This window comes from Streptomyces sp. 5K101, from assembly GCF_046506645.1.
Lineage (GTDB): Bacteria > Actinomycetota > Actinomycetes > Streptomycetales > Streptomycetaceae > Streptomyces.
Map to the genome: position 1 here is coordinate 216,575 of NZ_JBKFFO010000004.1, position 14,812 is coordinate 231,386.

Annotated in this window: 13 protein-coding genes and 1 pseudogene; 6 read left to right on the plus strand and 8 right to left on the minus strand. The window is 71.4% G+C overall.

Annotated elements, in window-relative coordinates; all coding sequences use genetic code 11:
• Positions 1–28: 28 nt before the first annotated feature.
• Positions 29–1,588, plus strand: coding sequence for an APC family permease (locus tag ACLB9X_RS09375; protein ID WP_410359795.1), 1,560 nt, complete (start codon positions 29–31; stop codon positions 1,586–1,588).
• Positions 1,585–3,132 (plus strand): GMC family oxidoreductase, encoded by a 1,548-nt coding sequence (locus ACLB9X_RS09380; RefSeq protein WP_410359796.1) that lies wholly within the window; start codon positions 1,585–1,587, stop codon positions 3,130–3,132. The genes ACLB9X_RS09375 and ACLB9X_RS09380 overlap by 4 nt, the downstream gene beginning before the upstream one ends.
• Before the next feature lie 383 nt (positions 3,133–3,515).
• On the opposite strand, the gene ACLB9X_RS09385 is transcribed toward ACLB9X_RS09380, so the two are convergent.
• Positions 3,516–4,472, minus strand: a complete 957-nt coding sequence (locus tag ACLB9X_RS09385; RefSeq protein ID WP_410359797.1) for an aldo/keto reductase family oxidoreductase — start codon at positions 4,470–4,472, stop codon at positions 3,516–3,518.
• Between the two features lie 29 nt (positions 4,473–4,501).
• Positions 4,502–4,807 (minus strand): annotated as a pseudogene (locus ACLB9X_RS09390) (amidohydrolase family protein); the annotation flags it as partial.
• Positions 4,808–5,075: 268 nt separating this feature from the next.
• On the opposite strand from ACLB9X_RS09390, the gene ACLB9X_RS09395 reads away from it, so the two are divergent.
• On the plus strand, positions 5,076–5,471 hold the full coding sequence (locus tag ACLB9X_RS09395; protein ID WP_410359798.1) for a hypothetical protein: 396 nt from the start codon (positions 5,076–5,078) through the stop codon (positions 5,469–5,471).
• 49 nt (positions 5,472–5,520) lie between these two features.
• The gene (locus ACLB9X_RS09400) at positions 5,521–5,712 is read left to right on the plus strand and encodes a TetR family transcriptional regulator C-terminal domain-containing protein (protein WP_410360082.1); all 192 of its coding nucleotides are present in this window, start codon (positions 5,521–5,523) and stop codon (positions 5,710–5,712) included.
• Positions 5,713–5,771: 59 nt separating this feature from the next.
• Here ACLB9X_RS09400 and ACLB9X_RS09405 read toward each other — a convergent pair whose 3' ends face one another.
• The 5 genes from ACLB9X_RS09405 to ACLB9X_RS09425 form a co-directional block, all read right to left on the minus strand.
• Positions 5,772–7,418, minus strand: a complete 1,647-nt coding sequence (locus ACLB9X_RS09405) for a flavin monoamine oxidase family protein (protein WP_410359799.1) — start codon at positions 7,416–7,418, stop codon at positions 5,772–5,774.
• A 29-nt stretch (positions 7,419–7,447) separates the two neighbouring features.
• Complete coding sequence (locus ACLB9X_RS09410; RefSeq protein WP_410359800.1) at positions 7,448–8,971, minus strand: APC family permease; 1,524 nt, start codon at positions 8,969–8,971, stop codon at positions 7,448–7,450.
• Positions 8,972–9,157: 186 nt separating this feature from the next.
• Entirely contained in the window at positions 9,158–9,670 is a 513-nt protein-coding gene (locus ACLB9X_RS09415) for a GNAT family N-acetyltransferase (RefSeq protein ID WP_410359801.1), read from the minus strand.
• 215 nt (positions 9,671–9,885) lie between these two features.
• The gene (locus tag ACLB9X_RS09420) at positions 9,886–11,466 is read right to left on the minus strand and encodes an amidohydrolase (RefSeq protein ID WP_410359802.1); all 1,581 of its coding nucleotides are present in this window, start codon (positions 11,464–11,466) and stop codon (positions 9,886–9,888) included.
• Between the two features lie 13 nt (positions 11,467–11,479).
• The gene (locus ACLB9X_RS09425; protein ID WP_410359803.1) at positions 11,480–12,925 is read right to left on the minus strand and encodes an APC family permease; all 1,446 of its coding nucleotides are present in this window, start codon (positions 12,923–12,925) and stop codon (positions 11,480–11,482) included.
• Positions 12,926–13,056: 131 nt separating this feature from the next.
• On the opposite strand from ACLB9X_RS09425, the gene ACLB9X_RS09430 reads away from it, so the two are divergent.
• Positions 13,057–13,689, plus strand: a complete 633-nt coding sequence (locus tag ACLB9X_RS09430; RefSeq protein WP_410359804.1) for a TetR/AcrR family transcriptional regulator — start codon at positions 13,057–13,059, stop codon at positions 13,687–13,689.
• An 83-nt stretch (positions 13,690–13,772) separates the two neighbouring features.
• A complete protein-coding gene (locus ACLB9X_RS09435; RefSeq protein ID WP_177151518.1) occupies positions 13,773–13,928 on the plus strand; it encodes a DUF6131 family protein in 156 nt (51 codons plus the stop codon).
• Positions 13,929–14,046: 118 nt separating this feature from the next.
• Here ACLB9X_RS09435 and ACLB9X_RS09440 read toward each other — a convergent pair whose 3' ends face one another.
• Positions 14,047–14,697, minus strand: coding sequence for a TetR/AcrR family transcriptional regulator (locus ACLB9X_RS09440; RefSeq protein WP_410359805.1), 651 nt, complete (start codon positions 14,695–14,697; stop codon positions 14,047–14,049).
• Positions 14,698–14,812 lie beyond the last annotated feature (115 nt).

Consider the following 14,812-nt stretch of genomic DNA (forward strand, 5'->3'; position numbering starts at 1 on the left):
CCCTCCTCCGCTCGCCCAGGAGTTGCTCATGACCTCTGCCCCACCCGGTCCCGTCCAGATGGATGACGACGCGGAACTCGCCGAATTCGGCTACCGCCCCGAGCTCAAGCGCACCCTCGGAAACTTCCACACCTTCGCCGCCGGCATCTCGTACATCTCGATCCTCACCGGCACCTTCCAGCTGTTCTACTTCGGCTACGCCAGCGGCGGCCCCGCGTACTGGTGGTCGTGGCCGATGGTGTTCGTCGGCCAGTTCATGGTGGCGCTCTGCTTCGCGGAGCTGGCCGCCCGCTACCCGGTCGCCGGGTGCATCTACAACTGGTCGAAGAAGGTGGGCAATCCGCACGTCGGCTGGCTCGCCGGCTGGATGATGCTCCTCGCCTCCGTCGTGTCCATCGCGGCCGTCGCGCTGGCCTACCAGCTGACGCTGCCGCAGATATCGTCCTCCTTCCAGTTCGTCGGGGACGGCACCGGCAAGTACGACGTGGCGACGAACGCGGTCCTGCTGGCGGCCGTGCTGATCCTGTTCACCACCGTGGTCAACGCCTTCGGCGTGAAGCTGATGGCGAGGATCAACACCGCCGGTGTCTTCATCGAACTGATCGCCACCGTCGTGCTGATCGTGCTGCTGGCCGTGAACGTCGTACGTGGTCCGCAGGTCGTCACGGACACGGCAGGCACCGGCTCCGGCCAGTCCTTCGGCTATCTCGGCGCGTTCCTGATCGCCTCGCTCGCCTCCGCCTACGTCATGTACGGCTTCGACACGGCAGCCTCGCTCGGCGAGGAGTCGCTGGACCCGTCGCGCAACGCGCCGCGTGCCATCATCCGGGCCATCGTCGCCTCCTTCGTCCTCGGCGGGCTCATCCTGCTGCTGGCGCTGATGAGCGTGTCGAGTCTGCGCGGCGAAAAGCTGTCGACCGACGGGCTGCAGTACGTCGTGCTGGACGTGCTCGGGCCAACGGCCGGCAAGGCGATGCTGTGGTGCGTGCTGATCGCGGTGACGGTGTGCGCGCTCGCCGTGCACACGGCGGCGGTCCGGCTCGCGTTCGCCATGGCCCGCGACAACAACCTGCCGGCCTCGTCCCGGCTGGCGAAGGTCAGTCCGCGGTTCAGCACGCCCATCCTGCCGACCGTGATCATCGGGGTGCTGGCGCTGGCGATCCTGCTGGTCAACATCCGCCAGCCGCAGATCTTCACCGTGGTCACCAGCATCGGCATCATCATGATCTACCTGGCGTACCTGCTGGTCACCGTACCGATGCTGGTGGCGCGGGTGCGCGGCCGGTGGCAGCCGGCCGAGGGCAAGTTCTCGCTGGGCCGGTGGGGCCTGCCCGTCAATGTCATCGCCGTCCTGTGGGGCGGCGCCATGACCCTCAACCTCATCTGGCCGCGGTCCGCCGTCTACAACGCCGCCGCCCCCTTCCACTGGTACCTGCGCTGGGGCGCGGTCCTGTTCGTCGGCGCGATCGCGGTGGGCGGCTTCGCCTACTACTGGTTCGTCCAGCGGCACCGTACGGGCGTACTCGCCGAGCACGCGGCCGTCGCGGCCCCGGAGCCCCGTGAACTGAAGGAGATCACCACCTCATGACCGAAGAGTTCGACTACGTCGTCGTCGGCGGCGGAACCGCGGGCAATGTCGTCGCCGCGCGGCTCAGCGAGGACCCGTCCGTCACGGTGTGCGTCCTGGAGGCGGGGCCGAGCGACGTCGGGGACGACAACGTCCTGAGGCTGGAACGCTGGATGGGCCTGCTGGAGTCCGGTTACGACTGGGACTACCCGGTCGAGCCGCAGACGAGCGGCAACAGCTTCATGCGGCACGCCCGTGCCAAGGTGCTGGGCGGCTGCTCGTCGCACAACTCGTGCATCGCGTTCTGGGCGCCCGCGGAGGACCTGGACGACTGGGCGAAGGCCGGCTGTACGGGCTGGAGCGCGGCGGACCTCTTCCCGCTGTACCGCCGGCTGGAGAACAACGACGCGCCGGGCGACCACCACGGCCGCACCGGTCCGGTGAAGCTGCGCACGCTCAAGGGCGGCGATCCGTGCGGCGCGGCGCTGCTGGAGGCGTGCGCGCAGGAGGGCATACCGACGACGGCGTTCAACACCGGGACGACGGTGGTGCGCGGCGCCAACTGGTTCCAGATCAACTCGGACGAGAACAACATCCGCCAGTCCTCCTCGGTCGCCTATCTCCACCCGGTCATGGGCAAGCGGCCGAACCTGGAGGTACGCACCGGGGTACGCGCCAAGAAGCTGGTGTTCGACGGCCGCCGCTGCGTCGGCGCCGAGTACCTGGACCCGGACCTGGTCCACACCCGCACGGTCCGCGCCCGCCGCGAGGTCGTGGTCTCCTGCGGCTCGATCGACACGCCCAAGCTGCTGATGCTGTCCGGCATCGGCCCGGCCGAGCATCTGAGGGACGTCGGCGTGGACGTGCTGGTGGACTCGGCCGGAGTCGGCGAGAACCTGCAGGACCACCCCGAGGGCGTGATCATGTGGGAGGCGAAGCAGCCGATGACCACCACCTCCAGCCAGTGGTGGGAGGCGGGCATCTTCTACGACACCGAGCCGGGCCTGGACCGGCCGGACCTGATGTTCCACTACGGCTCGGTGCCCTTCGACATGAACACCGCCCGCCACGGCTATCCGACGTCCGAGAACGCCTTCTGCCTCACCCCCAACGTGACACGTGCCAAGTCGCGCGGCACGGTGCGGCTGAGGACGCGTGACTACCGCGACAAGCCGATGGTCGACCCGCGGTACTTCACCCACGAGCACGACGTGCGCGTCATGACGTACGGCCTGCGGCTCGCCCGCCGCATCGCCGCGCAGCCCGCGCTCGCGGGCTGGGCCGGGGTGGAACTCGCGCCGGGGCCCGATGTCCGTACCGACGACGAGCTGCTCGACTACATCCACAAGACGCACAACACCGTGTACCACCCGGCCTGCACGGTGAAGATGGGCGCGGACGACGATCCCACGGCGCCGCTCGACGCCCGGCTGCGGGTGAAGGGCGTGGACGGGCTGCGGGTGGCGGACGGGTCGGTCATGCCGGACCTCGTCACGGTCAATCCGTGCATCACCACGATGATGATCGGCGAGAAGTGCGCCGATCTGCTGCGCGAGGACCGCTGAGCGGTTTCGCGAAGCGTGAACGCCCCGCCCGCGCCGCCACCCGACGGCGCGGGCGGGGCCGAGCCCCCGGGGCCACCGCCCGCGCCGCGCAGCGGCCACGCCGACCGCGCATGCGCGCGGCGCACGGGGGCGGAGCCGCCTTCCCCGCCCCGCAAGCGGCCGCGGGGTCAGGGACGGAGCCCCGGGTCTCGTCAGAATCCCGGGCAGGCGCGCAGCCGAGCCCCGTGGGCCAGCGAACGCGCCGCGGAGCAGGCGCCCGACCGCGCACGCGCGGAGATGCGCCGCGCAGTCGGCGCGCGGTGAAGACCCCGCCGCGCAGGCGGCCACGGGGGCACGGGGGCGAAGCGCTCGTTCTCGTTGGGGGACACGCCCGTACCCCTGGGTCAGGGCAGCGGCTTGCCGCGGGCGGTGAGCCAGAGTTCGTACCACTCCTCGTGGCTGAGCGCAGGGTCGTGCCGCACGGCGTCGCGGCAGGCGCGGATCCTGTCGGGGCGCGCGCTGCCGACGACCGGGGCGATCCGCGCGGGGTGGCGCCGCAGCCACCACAGCAGGACGGTCTCCGGCGTCGTCCCCTTCGCCTTCGCCATGGCGGCGACCAGTTGCGCGGTCGCCGCCTCCTCGGCCGTCTCCTGCAGCCCCGTGTAGCGCCCCTGCGCGAGGGCGCCCCACGCCTGCAGCCGCACCCCGTTGTCCCGGCAGAACTCGACGGTCCCGAACGGAAAGCCGTTGGCCGCGGCTGCCGGAGTGTTGACCAGGACGCCGGCTTCGAGCCAGTCGCGCCGGTGCAGACTCATCTCCAACTGGTTGGCCACCAGCGGGACATCGAGCCTGGCCTGCAACTGCGCGATCTGCGCCGCCCCCATGTTGGACACGCCGAACCGGCGCACCAGGCCCTGACGGTGCAGTGCGGTCAGCGCCTCGGCGAGGTCGTCCGGGTCCGCCAGCGGGTCGGGACGGTGCAGCAGCAGGACGTCGACGACGTCGGTCCGCAGCCGTGTCAGGCTCTCCTCGACCCGGCGCAGGACGGTCCGGCCCCGCAGGTCGTAGATGCCGGGCCGGTCGCCGTCCGCGAGCCGGATGCCGCACTTGGTCTGCACGACGATGCGCTCGCGCAGCCCGGGCGCCCTGGCGAGCACCTCTCCGAAGACCGCCTCGGCCTTGCCGTGCCGGTAGATGTCGGCGTGGTCGAAGGTGGTGATGCCGCACTCCAGCGCCGCCTCGACCGCTGCCTCGGCCTGGGCGATCTCCTGTGCGCCGTAGGGCTCGGAGTCCCAGCTCCCGCCGAGCCCCATACACCCGTAGAGCACCGTGTCCCGGTGCGCGTCGTCCCGTGTCGTCACGCCGCCACCCTACGACGGCCTGTCCCCAGTCATCCGTCGCATTCCACCCGGCCGCCGACCACGACGGTCTCCGCGACGGTGCCCGGGATGTCCTTTGGGGCCGAGCGGAGGATGTCCCGGGAGAGGACGACGAAGTCGGCTGCCTTGCCGACGGTCAGTGAACCGCGGTCGTGCTCCGGCAAGTTGGCGTACGCGGAGCCCATCGTGCAGCCGTGGACCGCGGCCGCCACGCTGATCGTCTCCTGCGGCATCCAGGGCTTGCCGCCGCCAAGAGGGCACCGGGTGACGGCCGTGTAGATGCCGATCACCGGGTCCATCTCGGCCACGTTCCAGTCGCTGGAGAGGGCCGGTGTGGACGTCGTAGCTCAGGACGAACGCGGGCACCTCGCCGGTCGCCGGGTCGAGATCGCAGGCGTCGTTGGAGCCCAGCCGGACGTGGTTGGGCGCGTCGATGAAGCCGGGGAGGACGAGCTTCCCGGCGGCGTCGATCACACGCGTCCGCGGCCACGTCCACGCCGTCGCGTCGTCGTCGGGGCCGAGCCAGGCGATGCGGCCGTCGGTCACCGCCACGGCCCCTGCCTCGGGGAGCGCGGGGTCGACGGTGTGGATGCGGGCGTTGCGCAGGACGAGGTCGGCGTGGTGCGCGGCGGGGGCCATGTCAGGGAACTCCAGTGGTGGTACGGGTGGTTCGGTGCTGTGGGCCCGCGCGATGCGCCCGTCGCGCCGCGCGGGAAGTCGTCACGACAGGGCGGTGTGCGGGGCGACGGTGCGCCGGGCGAGGGCCCAGTAGACGGGGTGACCGAGCCGCCGAGGGCCAGCGCGAGGAAGAGCGGCTGGAACCAGTCGGGCAGCAGCGATTCCGCACCCGCGACGGCGTCCGTCATGTCGGTCTGTGTCGCCGCCGCGCCCCCCGCCATGCCCAGGGCCACCGACGAGACGAAGCCGCCGAGGGCGCCGTACCAGGTGAGCGAGCGCAACGGGGTCGTCCTCGGCAGGTAGCGGGTCTAGTCGGCGGGCATCGGGACGTAACTAGAAGGGTCCGGCGAGCATCACGACGAACGCCGGGGTCCGGCAGGGCCGCTTCGCCGCCGGTCCGGACGCGGCGGCCCGCGCGTCGGAGCTCCTCGCCCTGCTCGACGGGTTGAGCACGCGCGTCGTCCTCGGCCAGCGCGGCGCGGACCGCGACGGCGCGCTCGAGACGGCACGTTCGGTGGCCGCGCTGCTGGTGGAACGGGCCTGACGGCCGCACCGGTGCCTGTCCGGCGGACCTGGGCCGCAGCCCGGCCCGCCGGACACCTGCTAGCTCAGCGCGTCGACGACCTCCAGCGCCGCACGCTCGCCCTCCGTCGCGCCGCCTTCCATGAAGCCCTGGAAGTCGTAGCTGCAGTGCTCGCCGCCGATGTGGATGTTGCCCTGCGCGGTCCCCTCGTAGCCCGCGTACCGGTGCACGTAGCCGACCGGCCAGCAGGAATAGGCGCCGAGGGAGTACGAGTTGCGGTGCCAGGCGGAGAGCTGGGCGCGGCCCGTGTAGGCACGGGAGGTGCCGGGGAAGAAGGCGTCGATGCCCGCGAGCCGCCGGGCGACCAGATCGCGCACGTACGGGTCGGACTCGGTGGAGAAGGGCCCGGCGGGCGTGAGCTCCCGGGCGAGGCGGCCACCGCCGTACTGGATGAGGATGCCGCCCGTGCCCGGCTGGATCTTGGTGGTGTCCCAGGTCTGCTGGACGCCCGTGTCGGTGAAGCAGTCGCCCGCCGACACACCGGGCCACGCGCCGGTGCCGCGCCAGGGCCGGTTGCCGAACTGCATGTTGAGTTTGGTGCAGAACCCCATCCGCGCGTCCCGCAGCAGGCTCTGCATCAGCGGGTCGAACCCCGCCTGGCTGCGGTCGAGTTGCTGCAGGACGGGCAGCGGGACGCACAGCACGGTGTGGTCCGCGGTGACGGTCCGCAGGCTGCCCGCCTCGTCGAAGGTGAGGGTCTGCGTGCCGTCCGCGTTGGCACGTACGGCGGTCAGCGACCAGCCCATGCGGAGGGTGCCCGGGGACAGTGCCCCGGCGATGGCGTTGGGGAGCCGGTCGTTGCCGCCGGTGATGTGGTAGCGCTCGTTGGACAGGCCCCACACGTTGAAGTGCCCCGGATTGGTCTGATAGCCCATCAGCAGGACGAGGGCCAGCGCGGACTGCTCGGCAGTGTCGGCGCCGTACTCCACGGTGTAGGCGACGTCGATGAACCGGCCCAGCGGCGAGGAGTGACCGCCCGGGACGCGCGACTCGATCCACTCGTGGATCGACATGTTGTCGAGCGCGGTGCCGGTGGGTGTGGTCCGGTTCCACATGACCTCGCCCGCCTCGGACAGGTCGCGGTGCAGCGACTGGTAGACCGCCTTAAAGTCCTCGTCGGCCTGGTGGCGCGGGTAGTAGGCGCCGTGGAACCAGAGGACTTCCTCCGCGCCGGTGGGCCCGCCGCCGAGGAAGTCCTCGACGGGGAGGGCGAAGCGGCGGCAGAGCTCCAGCATCTTCTTGTGGCCGGTGTCGATCAGCTCTCCGCCGATCTCGGCGGTCTGCCCGTACGCCCAGTGGTCGCGCTGGGTCCACATCCGGCCGCCGACACGCGAGGGGTTCGCCTCGTACAGCACCGGGGCGAGGCCCGCGTCCTGGAGCGTGAGGGCAGCGGTGAGGCCGGCGATCCCGGCGCCCACGACGGCGATCCGGGCACCGTTGCCGGCCGCGGCCCGGGGCGTCGCCGCGGCTGCGGGCGCGGGACGGGAGAGGGCTGTCGACGCGGTGGCCGTCACGCCGGCCGCGGCGGCGTACCTGAGCAGGGATCTGCGGCCGATCGGCTCGGACCTCAGGCCGCGGAGTTCCGCGACGGGTATCCGCAGGCGCCGGGCGGCTGCGTGGTCGGCGGCCAGTTGCTTCAGGAGGTGCATCGGACTGGTGCGTGCCATGGGGCGCTCCTGGGGGAGGAAGAGGGAGGTCAGCTCTGGGTGACGGCGGTGGTGTCGGGTGATGGCCGCTCGTCGTCCTCGGTGCGTTCGGCCGCGTCCTCCAGGACGATCCGGCCGATGATCTCGTACCGGTCGGGTCGCTTGGCCTTCAGGTAGAGGCCGAGTCCGAGCCCGCCGAAGAAGACGGCGCCGACGATCCAGGGGATCGCCGCGAAGAAGACCGAGTCGGCGGCGAGGCCGGCGGCGGTCTCCATGTTCAGCACCAGCAGGACGACGACGGCGATCATGCCCACGCCGCCGAGCAGCGGCGCGGTGAGGGTCCTGAACCAGTGCCGGTCCTCGGGGTGGTTGTGGCGGAAGTAGCCGACGACGGCGAACGAGCACAGTGTCTGGACGATCAGGATCGCCATCGTGCCGAGGATGGCGAGCAGCGTGTAGAGGTGGATGTACGGGTCCTGGCCGGTGAGCCAGAAGGCGCCCACGAGCACGACGGCGATGGCGCTCTGGACGTAGGAGGCGATGTACGGGGATCCGTGCGAGCGGTGTGTACGGCCGAGGGCCGGATGCAGGAAGCCCTCGCGGCCGATCGCGTACAGGTAGCGCGAGGCGCACTGGTGGAAGGCCATGCCACAGGCGAACGAGCCGGTGAGCAGCAGCCATTGGAAGGCGTCGACGGCCCAGGCGCCGATGAAGGCGCTGGTGGGGTCGAAGAAGAGGTCGAGCGGGCTGGTGGAGGAGGATACCTGGACGGCGCCGTTCAGGCCGTTTCCGGCGATCGTCATCCAGGAGACGTAGATGTAGAAGAGCCCGACGCCGATGACGGACACGAGAGTGGCGCGGGGAATGACGCGCTTGGGGTCGCGGGACTCCTCGCCGTACATGGCGGTCGACTCAAAGCCGACCCACGACCAGAAGGCGAAGAAGAGGCCGAGACCGGCCGAGACCCCGGTGAAAGCGTTCTTCGGGTTGACCGGTTCGAGCGGGATGCCGTCGGGGCCGCCGCCGGCGAGGAGTACCGCGGTGGCGACGGCGAAGAGGACCGCGATCTCGGCGACGAGCATCACGCCGAGCGCCTTGGCAGTGAGGTTGATGTCGAAGTACGCGAGGACGGCGGTCACCGCGAGCATCGCCGCCGCATAGACGATCCACGGCAGGTCCACGCCGAGCTGGTCGGCGACGGTCGTCCGGGCGTAGTAGGCGAAGACGCCGACGATCGAGGCCTCGAAGACGATGTACGCGAGGACGGCGAGCATGCCGGACGCCAGGCCCGTGATCCGGCCCAGGCCGTGGGAGATGTAGCCGTAGAAGGCGCCCGCCGCGGTGATCCGTTTCGCCATGGCGACATAGCCGACGGAGAAGACGGTCAGAACGAGTGTCGCGAAGAGATAACCGGCGGGTGCGCCGGTGCCGTTGCCGAAGCCGACGGCGATGGGCAGGTTGCCGGTCATCGCCGTGATGGGTGCGGCCGTCGCGACCGCCATGAAGACGACGCTGACGAGTCTGACCGAGTTCGCCTTGAGCCGCTGCACCTCAGAGGTGCGGTTGTCTGCCATGGCGAGAGAGCTTCCTCCGGGGTGACCCACGCCACAATCGACAGGTGGTCGAACAATTGCCCGGCGCAGCAGACGAGTTGTCGTCCCGGTCAGCGGCCCGGAGGGGCTTCCTCCGTGGGCGCGCGCTGTGCCGCGGCACCGGGGGGCCGACGGCGGGACGCACCCGCCGCCGGCCCCCCGGCCGGTTCACCGCAGCGTCACATCCGCTGCCGTGATGCGATACCGGGCCGTGTCCGCGTCGCTGCTCCAGCGCCGCAGCCCGGCCTTCTCCAGCACGCGGACCGAAGCGGGGTTCGCGAGCTCCACCTGGGCGTGGACGGTGTGCACGCCCGGTGCCGTCAGGGCGAACTCCGCGAGGGCGCGGGTGGCTTCCGAGGCGTAGCCCCGGCCCCGCCGGGACGGCACGATGCCGTACCCCATCTCGACGGCCCCGTCGGTGGGCGGCCAGAACAGCCCGATGGAGCCGACCACCAGCCCGGTGTCCCGTTCGACGACCAGCCGGTGCCCGTACATGTGCAGGGCGTCGGGGTGGCCGGTGATGAAGTCCGCGATGACGCGGTCGCCGTCGGCGGGGAAGTCCTCCGCCCAGTGGGCACGGTGAGTGCCGTCGAGGACGGCGGCGAGCTCATCCGCGGACCAGGTCCGCAGGACGAGGCGGTCGGTGGTGGGATCCGTACCGGCCGATGAGAAAGAAGACACGCGACTCTCCTGGTCGTGTTGACGACCGGGCCGCTCACACTGCGCGGGCGGCCCGGCCAAGGGCATGCCGATGAGGGGCCTCGCAGGCCATATTCATCAACCTCCCTTGCTGGAGCGGAAGTCGCGGCTCTCGCACGCGCGGGGATCGTATCAGTAGTGGGGCGGCGCGAGCCGAACGGCCTTGCGAGCCCGGCGGGTTCGCCGGGCCCGCCGCGCTACTCCGACCGGTGGGTGATGTGGCCTCCCGTCATGGTCAGCAGGACCGGCGCCTCGGCGACCTCGTCCGCCGGGGCGTCCACGGGGTCGAGGCCGAAGGCGGTGAGATCCGCCCGGCGGCCGGGAGTGATCCGACCCGACACGTCCTGTTCGCCCCCGGCCACGGCCGCGTGTGTGGTGCAGCCTTCCAGGGCCATCAGCCCGGTCAGTCCGGCGCGACGGGACGCCGCGCCCTTGGGGGCCCGGGCGGTCGCCAGCACCTCGCGGGCGTCGTAGTGCGCGATCGGCCAGTCGGAGCCGAGCGCGAGCCAGGCGCCGGCGTCCCGCAGGTCCCGACAGCGCCAGGCGCGGCCGGACCGTTCGTCCCCGAGCCGCCGGGACCACTCGTCGGTGCGGTCGGCCCGGGTGTACGCGGTGTGCGGGGGCTGCATGGAGGCGATGACGCCCAGCCGCGCGAAGCGGGGGATCTGCTCCTCAGGCACGGTCTCGATGTGTTCGATGCGGTGCCTGAGCCGTGCGCCGGCGCCGAGCGCTTCGACGGTGTCCAGCACGTGCCGCACCGCGGCGTCGCCGATGGCGTGGGTGGCGGTGCGCACACCGGCGGCGTGCAGTCGGTGGACGGTCGCCGTGTAGGCCTCGGGATCGGGCCAGAAGGCGTCCGTGCCCTGGCCGTGGCAGTCGGCGTGCTCCAGCCAGGCGGTGCCGCCCTCGACGGTGCCGTCCATGAAGAACTTGACGCCGTCGACCCGCCAGTGGCGTCCCGCGCGGGACTGCAGCGCGATCAGCTCGTCCAGGTCCGCGGCGCTCGCACCGGGCATGCACCAGGGGGCGAGGCGCAGACGCAGCGGCAGGTCGCCCTCCTCCTCGACGGCGGCGAGGAGTTCGGGGACGTCGCCGTCGCCGAGATCCATGACATGGGCGCCGGTCAGACCGGTCGCCGCCATCGCGGAGAGCAGCGCGACGAGCCGGGCCCGGCGTTCGGCGACCGACGGCTTGGGCACGAGTCCGCTCACCAGGTCCACGGCGGCGTGTTCGATCAGGTGCCCGGTGGGACGGCCCGTGCTGTCGCACACCACGGTGGCGCGCTGCTCGAAGGACCGGGGGCCGTCGATGCCCGCGGCGCGCAGTGCGGCGCCGCTGACGAGGGCGGAGTGGCCGTCGTAGAGCCGGATGAAGGCGGGCGCGCCGGCGAGGACGTCCTCGATCAGGTCGCGGTCGACGGGCTTGCCGCCGAAGACGTTGTGGTCGAGACCGTAGGCGGTGATCCATCCGTCGGGGGGCACCGCGGCGTGCAGGGCGGTGCGCAGCTGGCCGAGGTCGCGCACGCCGGAGAGGTCGGTGCCGGTGGCCATCTGCAGGCCCCAGACGGGGTGGCTGTGGCTGTCGGTGAGGCCGGGGACGACGGTGGCGCCGGGCAGGTCGATCCGCACGGTGTCCGGTCCACGCCACGGGCGGACGTCGTGCGCGTCCCCGACGGCGGCGATCGTGCCGTCCTTGACGGCCACGGCGGTGGCGTGCGGACGGCCGGGGTCGAGGGTGCGGACGTGTGCTGCGGTGAGGACGATGTCTGCGGTGGGCACGGGGTGCTGTTCCTTACTCGTTCGGTTCGGTGGCGAATCCGGCGTACACCTCGGGCCGGCTGCGACGCAGCCACAGGGCGAGCGCGATGCCGAGGAGGAACACGGCGGGGACGAGCGCGACGAGGACGGTGTTAACGGCCGGTGAGGCGCCGGTGAAGAGGGCGACCTTGGAGACCACGAGCCAGATGGCCACGACGAGGAGCACGGCGGCGGTCACCGGCGCGACGACGGTGCGCATCCGGCCCTCGCCGTGGCCGATGCCGCGGAAGTAGCACGGGACGGCGACGGCGGCGAGCAGCATGAGCGCCATGAGCCCGATCATGCCGGGGGTGTTCACCCACAACAGCAGCTGCGTGTAGGGGTCGGCTCCGGCGGCGGCGAAGCCGAGGACGACGGCGGCCCCGAGGACCGTCTGGGCGATGCCCGCGACATGGGGCGAACGGTGGCGCGGGTGCACCTTCGCGAGCGCCGTGGGCAGGACGCCTTCCTCCGACAGCGCGAGCCCGTAGCGGTTGATGGCGTTGTGGAAGGCGAGGAGCGACGCCAGGATGCTGGTCACGATGAACACGTGCATCAGGTCCGCCGCCCAGCCGCCGACATAGGTGGTGATGGCGGCGAAGAACAGTCCGCCGGGGTCGTCGGTGGCCGCGGCGACGACGGCCTCGTCGCCGAATGCTGGGATCACGGTCCAGACGATGAACGCGTAGAAGAGACCGAGGAATCCGACGGCGATGTAGGTGGCGCGCGGGATGGTGCGAGCAGGGTCGCGGGCCTCGCGGCGGTAGATGACGGTGGACTCGAAGCCGGTGAAGGCGGAGAAGGCGAAGGCGAGGACGGCGGCCGTGCCGGGGACGAGGACGTGGCCGGGTGCAAAGGAGTCCAGCCCGATGCCGCCCTGGCCGCCCTTGATCAGGACGCCTGCCGCGAGCAGCAAGAGGATTCCGGTCTCGGCGAGGAGCAGGACCCCGAGGACCTTGGCGCCGAAGTCGATCGACCGGAAGCCTCCCCACCAGATGAGCAGCAGTCCCGCGAGCGAGACGGGCAGCCAGGGGATGTCGATGCCCCACAGGGCGTGCGCGGTGTCGGCGGTGGCTGTGCCCAGGAGCCCGTAGACGCCGATCTCCATCCCGTTGTAGCCGATCATCGCGAGCAGGGCCGCGCCCATGCCGACCGGCTTGCCGAGACCCCGGGTGATGTAGGCGTAGAAGGCGCCTCCGCTGCGGACGTTGCGGCTCATCGTCGTGAAGCCGACGGCGAAGATCGCCAGGGTGACTCCGGCGAGCAGGTAGCCGGCCGGGGCGCCGATGCCGCCGAGCACGATGGCGATGGGGGCGACGCCGGCCATCACGGTGAGCGGGGCGGCGGCGGAGACGACGAAGAAGGCGATGTCGGCGGTGCCGAGCGTGCCCGGGCGAAGGTCGGGAGCGGAGCCGGCTCTCGCCTCGGTGGTTGCGGACATGCGGGGGAAGCCCTTCTGCGAAGCGGCGGGAGGACGGGCGCGACCCGTAAACCTAAAGGCCTTCGGTTGCGGTTGTGGCAATGTAGCTTCCGCCTGAACATCCGGGAAGACGTCGACGGGGAGCAGCACACATGGGACGGCCGCGGACACCGTTGCTGGACAGGACGCGCATCGCCACGACCGCTCTGCAACTCATCGACGAGCAAGGCGAGTTCAGCGTCCCGCAGGTCGCCCGGCGACTGGGCGTGCAGACCGCCTCGGTGTATCACCATGTGGACGGCCGGGACGGGATCGTCGAGCTGATGCGGGAGCGGGTGTGCGCGGCGATCGACTCGGAGACCCTCGGTCTGCGCCCGTGGGACACCGCCATGACGATGTGGGCCCGCTCCTACCGTGCCGCCTTCGCCGCCCATCCGCGGGTGATCCCGCTGCTGATGACCTCACCGGTCCGCGCCCCGAAGGTCCTGGAGCAGTACGAGCGGGCCGTCGGCCTGCTGCTCGGCGCCGGATTCCCGCTCGACGAGGTGATGAACGTGATCATCGCCCTGGAGAACCTGGTCCTGGGCTCGGCCCTCGACATGGCGGCGCCGCAGGCGATGTGGGAGCTCACCGACGAGGCGGCCACGCCCCGGCTCGCGAGCGCGCTGGCCGCGCTGTCGCCCCGGCGCGCGGACGCCGCCTTCGAACTCGCCCTCGAGGCATGCGTCGCGCACTTCCGCACGCTCCTGCCGGCCCCTGCGCCAGGCCCCGCACCGCAGCCGTAGGGCGTGGCCCCGGGTCGCCCGTTTGCGTCCGCGGAGAGTGGAAAACCGTACGGCATAGGGCCGCTCCGACAACGGAGGAAACAATGATCATCCTCGGGCTGATACTTCTGATCGTCGGCGCTGTGGCAAACATCGGCATTCTGTGGACCATCGGCATCATTCTGGTCGCGGTCGGAGCGATCCTCTGGCTGCTCGGCGCGGTCGGACACGCAGTCGGCGGCCGTCGCCACTATTGGTGACCGTTTCGGTTGCAACGCCGCGCCACAGGCAGCACCACCTGGTACGCAGCACCGTCCCGAACGCCCACCGCCTCGTCGGCCACCGGCCGGCGGGGCCGTGGTGCGCGAGCAGGGGCCGTTAGGGAGACGGCCGGTCACCGATCCCGGCGAGGATGCGCTCCCACCGGGCGTCGTCGTCGACGGCCGCCCCGACCAGCGCGTAGAAGCTGCGTTCACACAGCTCGATCAGGGCCGTCCGGTCCGTCGACGGCTCGTCCAGCCACGCCAGGACGACTTCCTCCATGTACGCCAGCCAGCCCGCGACGGCGAGCGCGACGGCGGCGGTGTCCGGCGCGCCCGCGGCACGCAGGGCGTCCGAGATCCATCCCGCGAGCGTGGACCGGGCGGAGCGGTGCAGGGTGCGCATCCCGCTGCCCGCATTCAGCCGGGTGACGGCCTGATAGACGGTCGGGTGCCGGGACACGTAGTCGACAAAGGTCTCCATGCCGGAGCGCAGTTGCTCGGCCGGGCTGAGCGCCGGATCGGGCCGGACGTGCCCCAGCAGCTCCTCGGCCGCGGCCTGCAGGATCACCTGCCGGAAGCTGCGCTGCGATCCGAAGTAGTGGAACAGCAGCCCCGGTGAGACGCCGGCCTCGGCGGCGACGGCTTCGACGGAGATCTCGTCGATGGTGCGGACTTCGAGGACGCGGCGGGCCGCGGCCAGGATCTGTGTGCGCCGGTCGGTCGGAGGCATCCGGGACGCGCGGGCGGAAGAGCTGTGCCGAGTCATGCGCCCATCCTATTGACAAGAAGTCAATAACTCCTACCGTTGAGTAACCCTCAATAAGGCCCGGCCGGGACGCCGCCCCTTTTCCGGGTCTGCCCATCCCCCTCAACGCGTCGGA

What these genes read in the sequence shown, in the direction of transcription:
- ACLB9X_RS09375 (WP_410359795.1), top strand. Translation starts at nt 29, where the DNA reads ATGACCTCTGCCCCACCCGGTCCCGTCCAGATGGATGACGACGCGGAA.
- ACLB9X_RS09380 (WP_410359796.1), top strand. Translation starts at nt 1,585, where the DNA reads ATGACCGAAGAGTTCGACTACGTCGTCGTCGGCGGCGGAACCGCGGGC.
- ACLB9X_RS09405 (WP_410359799.1), bottom strand. Translation starts at nt 7,418, where the DNA reads ATGGCACGCACCAGTCCGATGCACCTCCTGAAGCAACTGGCCGCCGAC.
- ACLB9X_RS09410 (WP_410359800.1), bottom strand. Translation starts at nt 8,971, where the DNA reads ATGGCAGACAACCGCACCTCTGAGGTGCAGCGGCTCAAGGCGAACTCG.
- ACLB9X_RS09425 (WP_410359803.1), bottom strand. Translation starts at nt 12,925, where the DNA reads ATGTCCGCAACCACCGAGGCGAGAGCCGGCTCCGCTCCCGACCTTCGC.
- ACLB9X_RS09430 (WP_410359804.1), top strand. Translation starts at nt 13,057, where the DNA reads ATGGGACGGCCGCGGACACCGTTGCTGGACAGGACGCGCATCGCCACG.
- ACLB9X_RS09435 (WP_177151518.1), top strand. Translation starts at nt 13,773, where the DNA reads ATGATCATCCTCGGGCTGATACTTCTGATCGTCGGCGCTGTGGCAAAC.
- ACLB9X_RS09440 (WP_410359805.1), bottom strand. Translation starts at nt 14,697, where the DNA reads ATGACTCGGCACAGCTCTTCCGCCCGCGCGTCCCGGATGCCTCCGACC.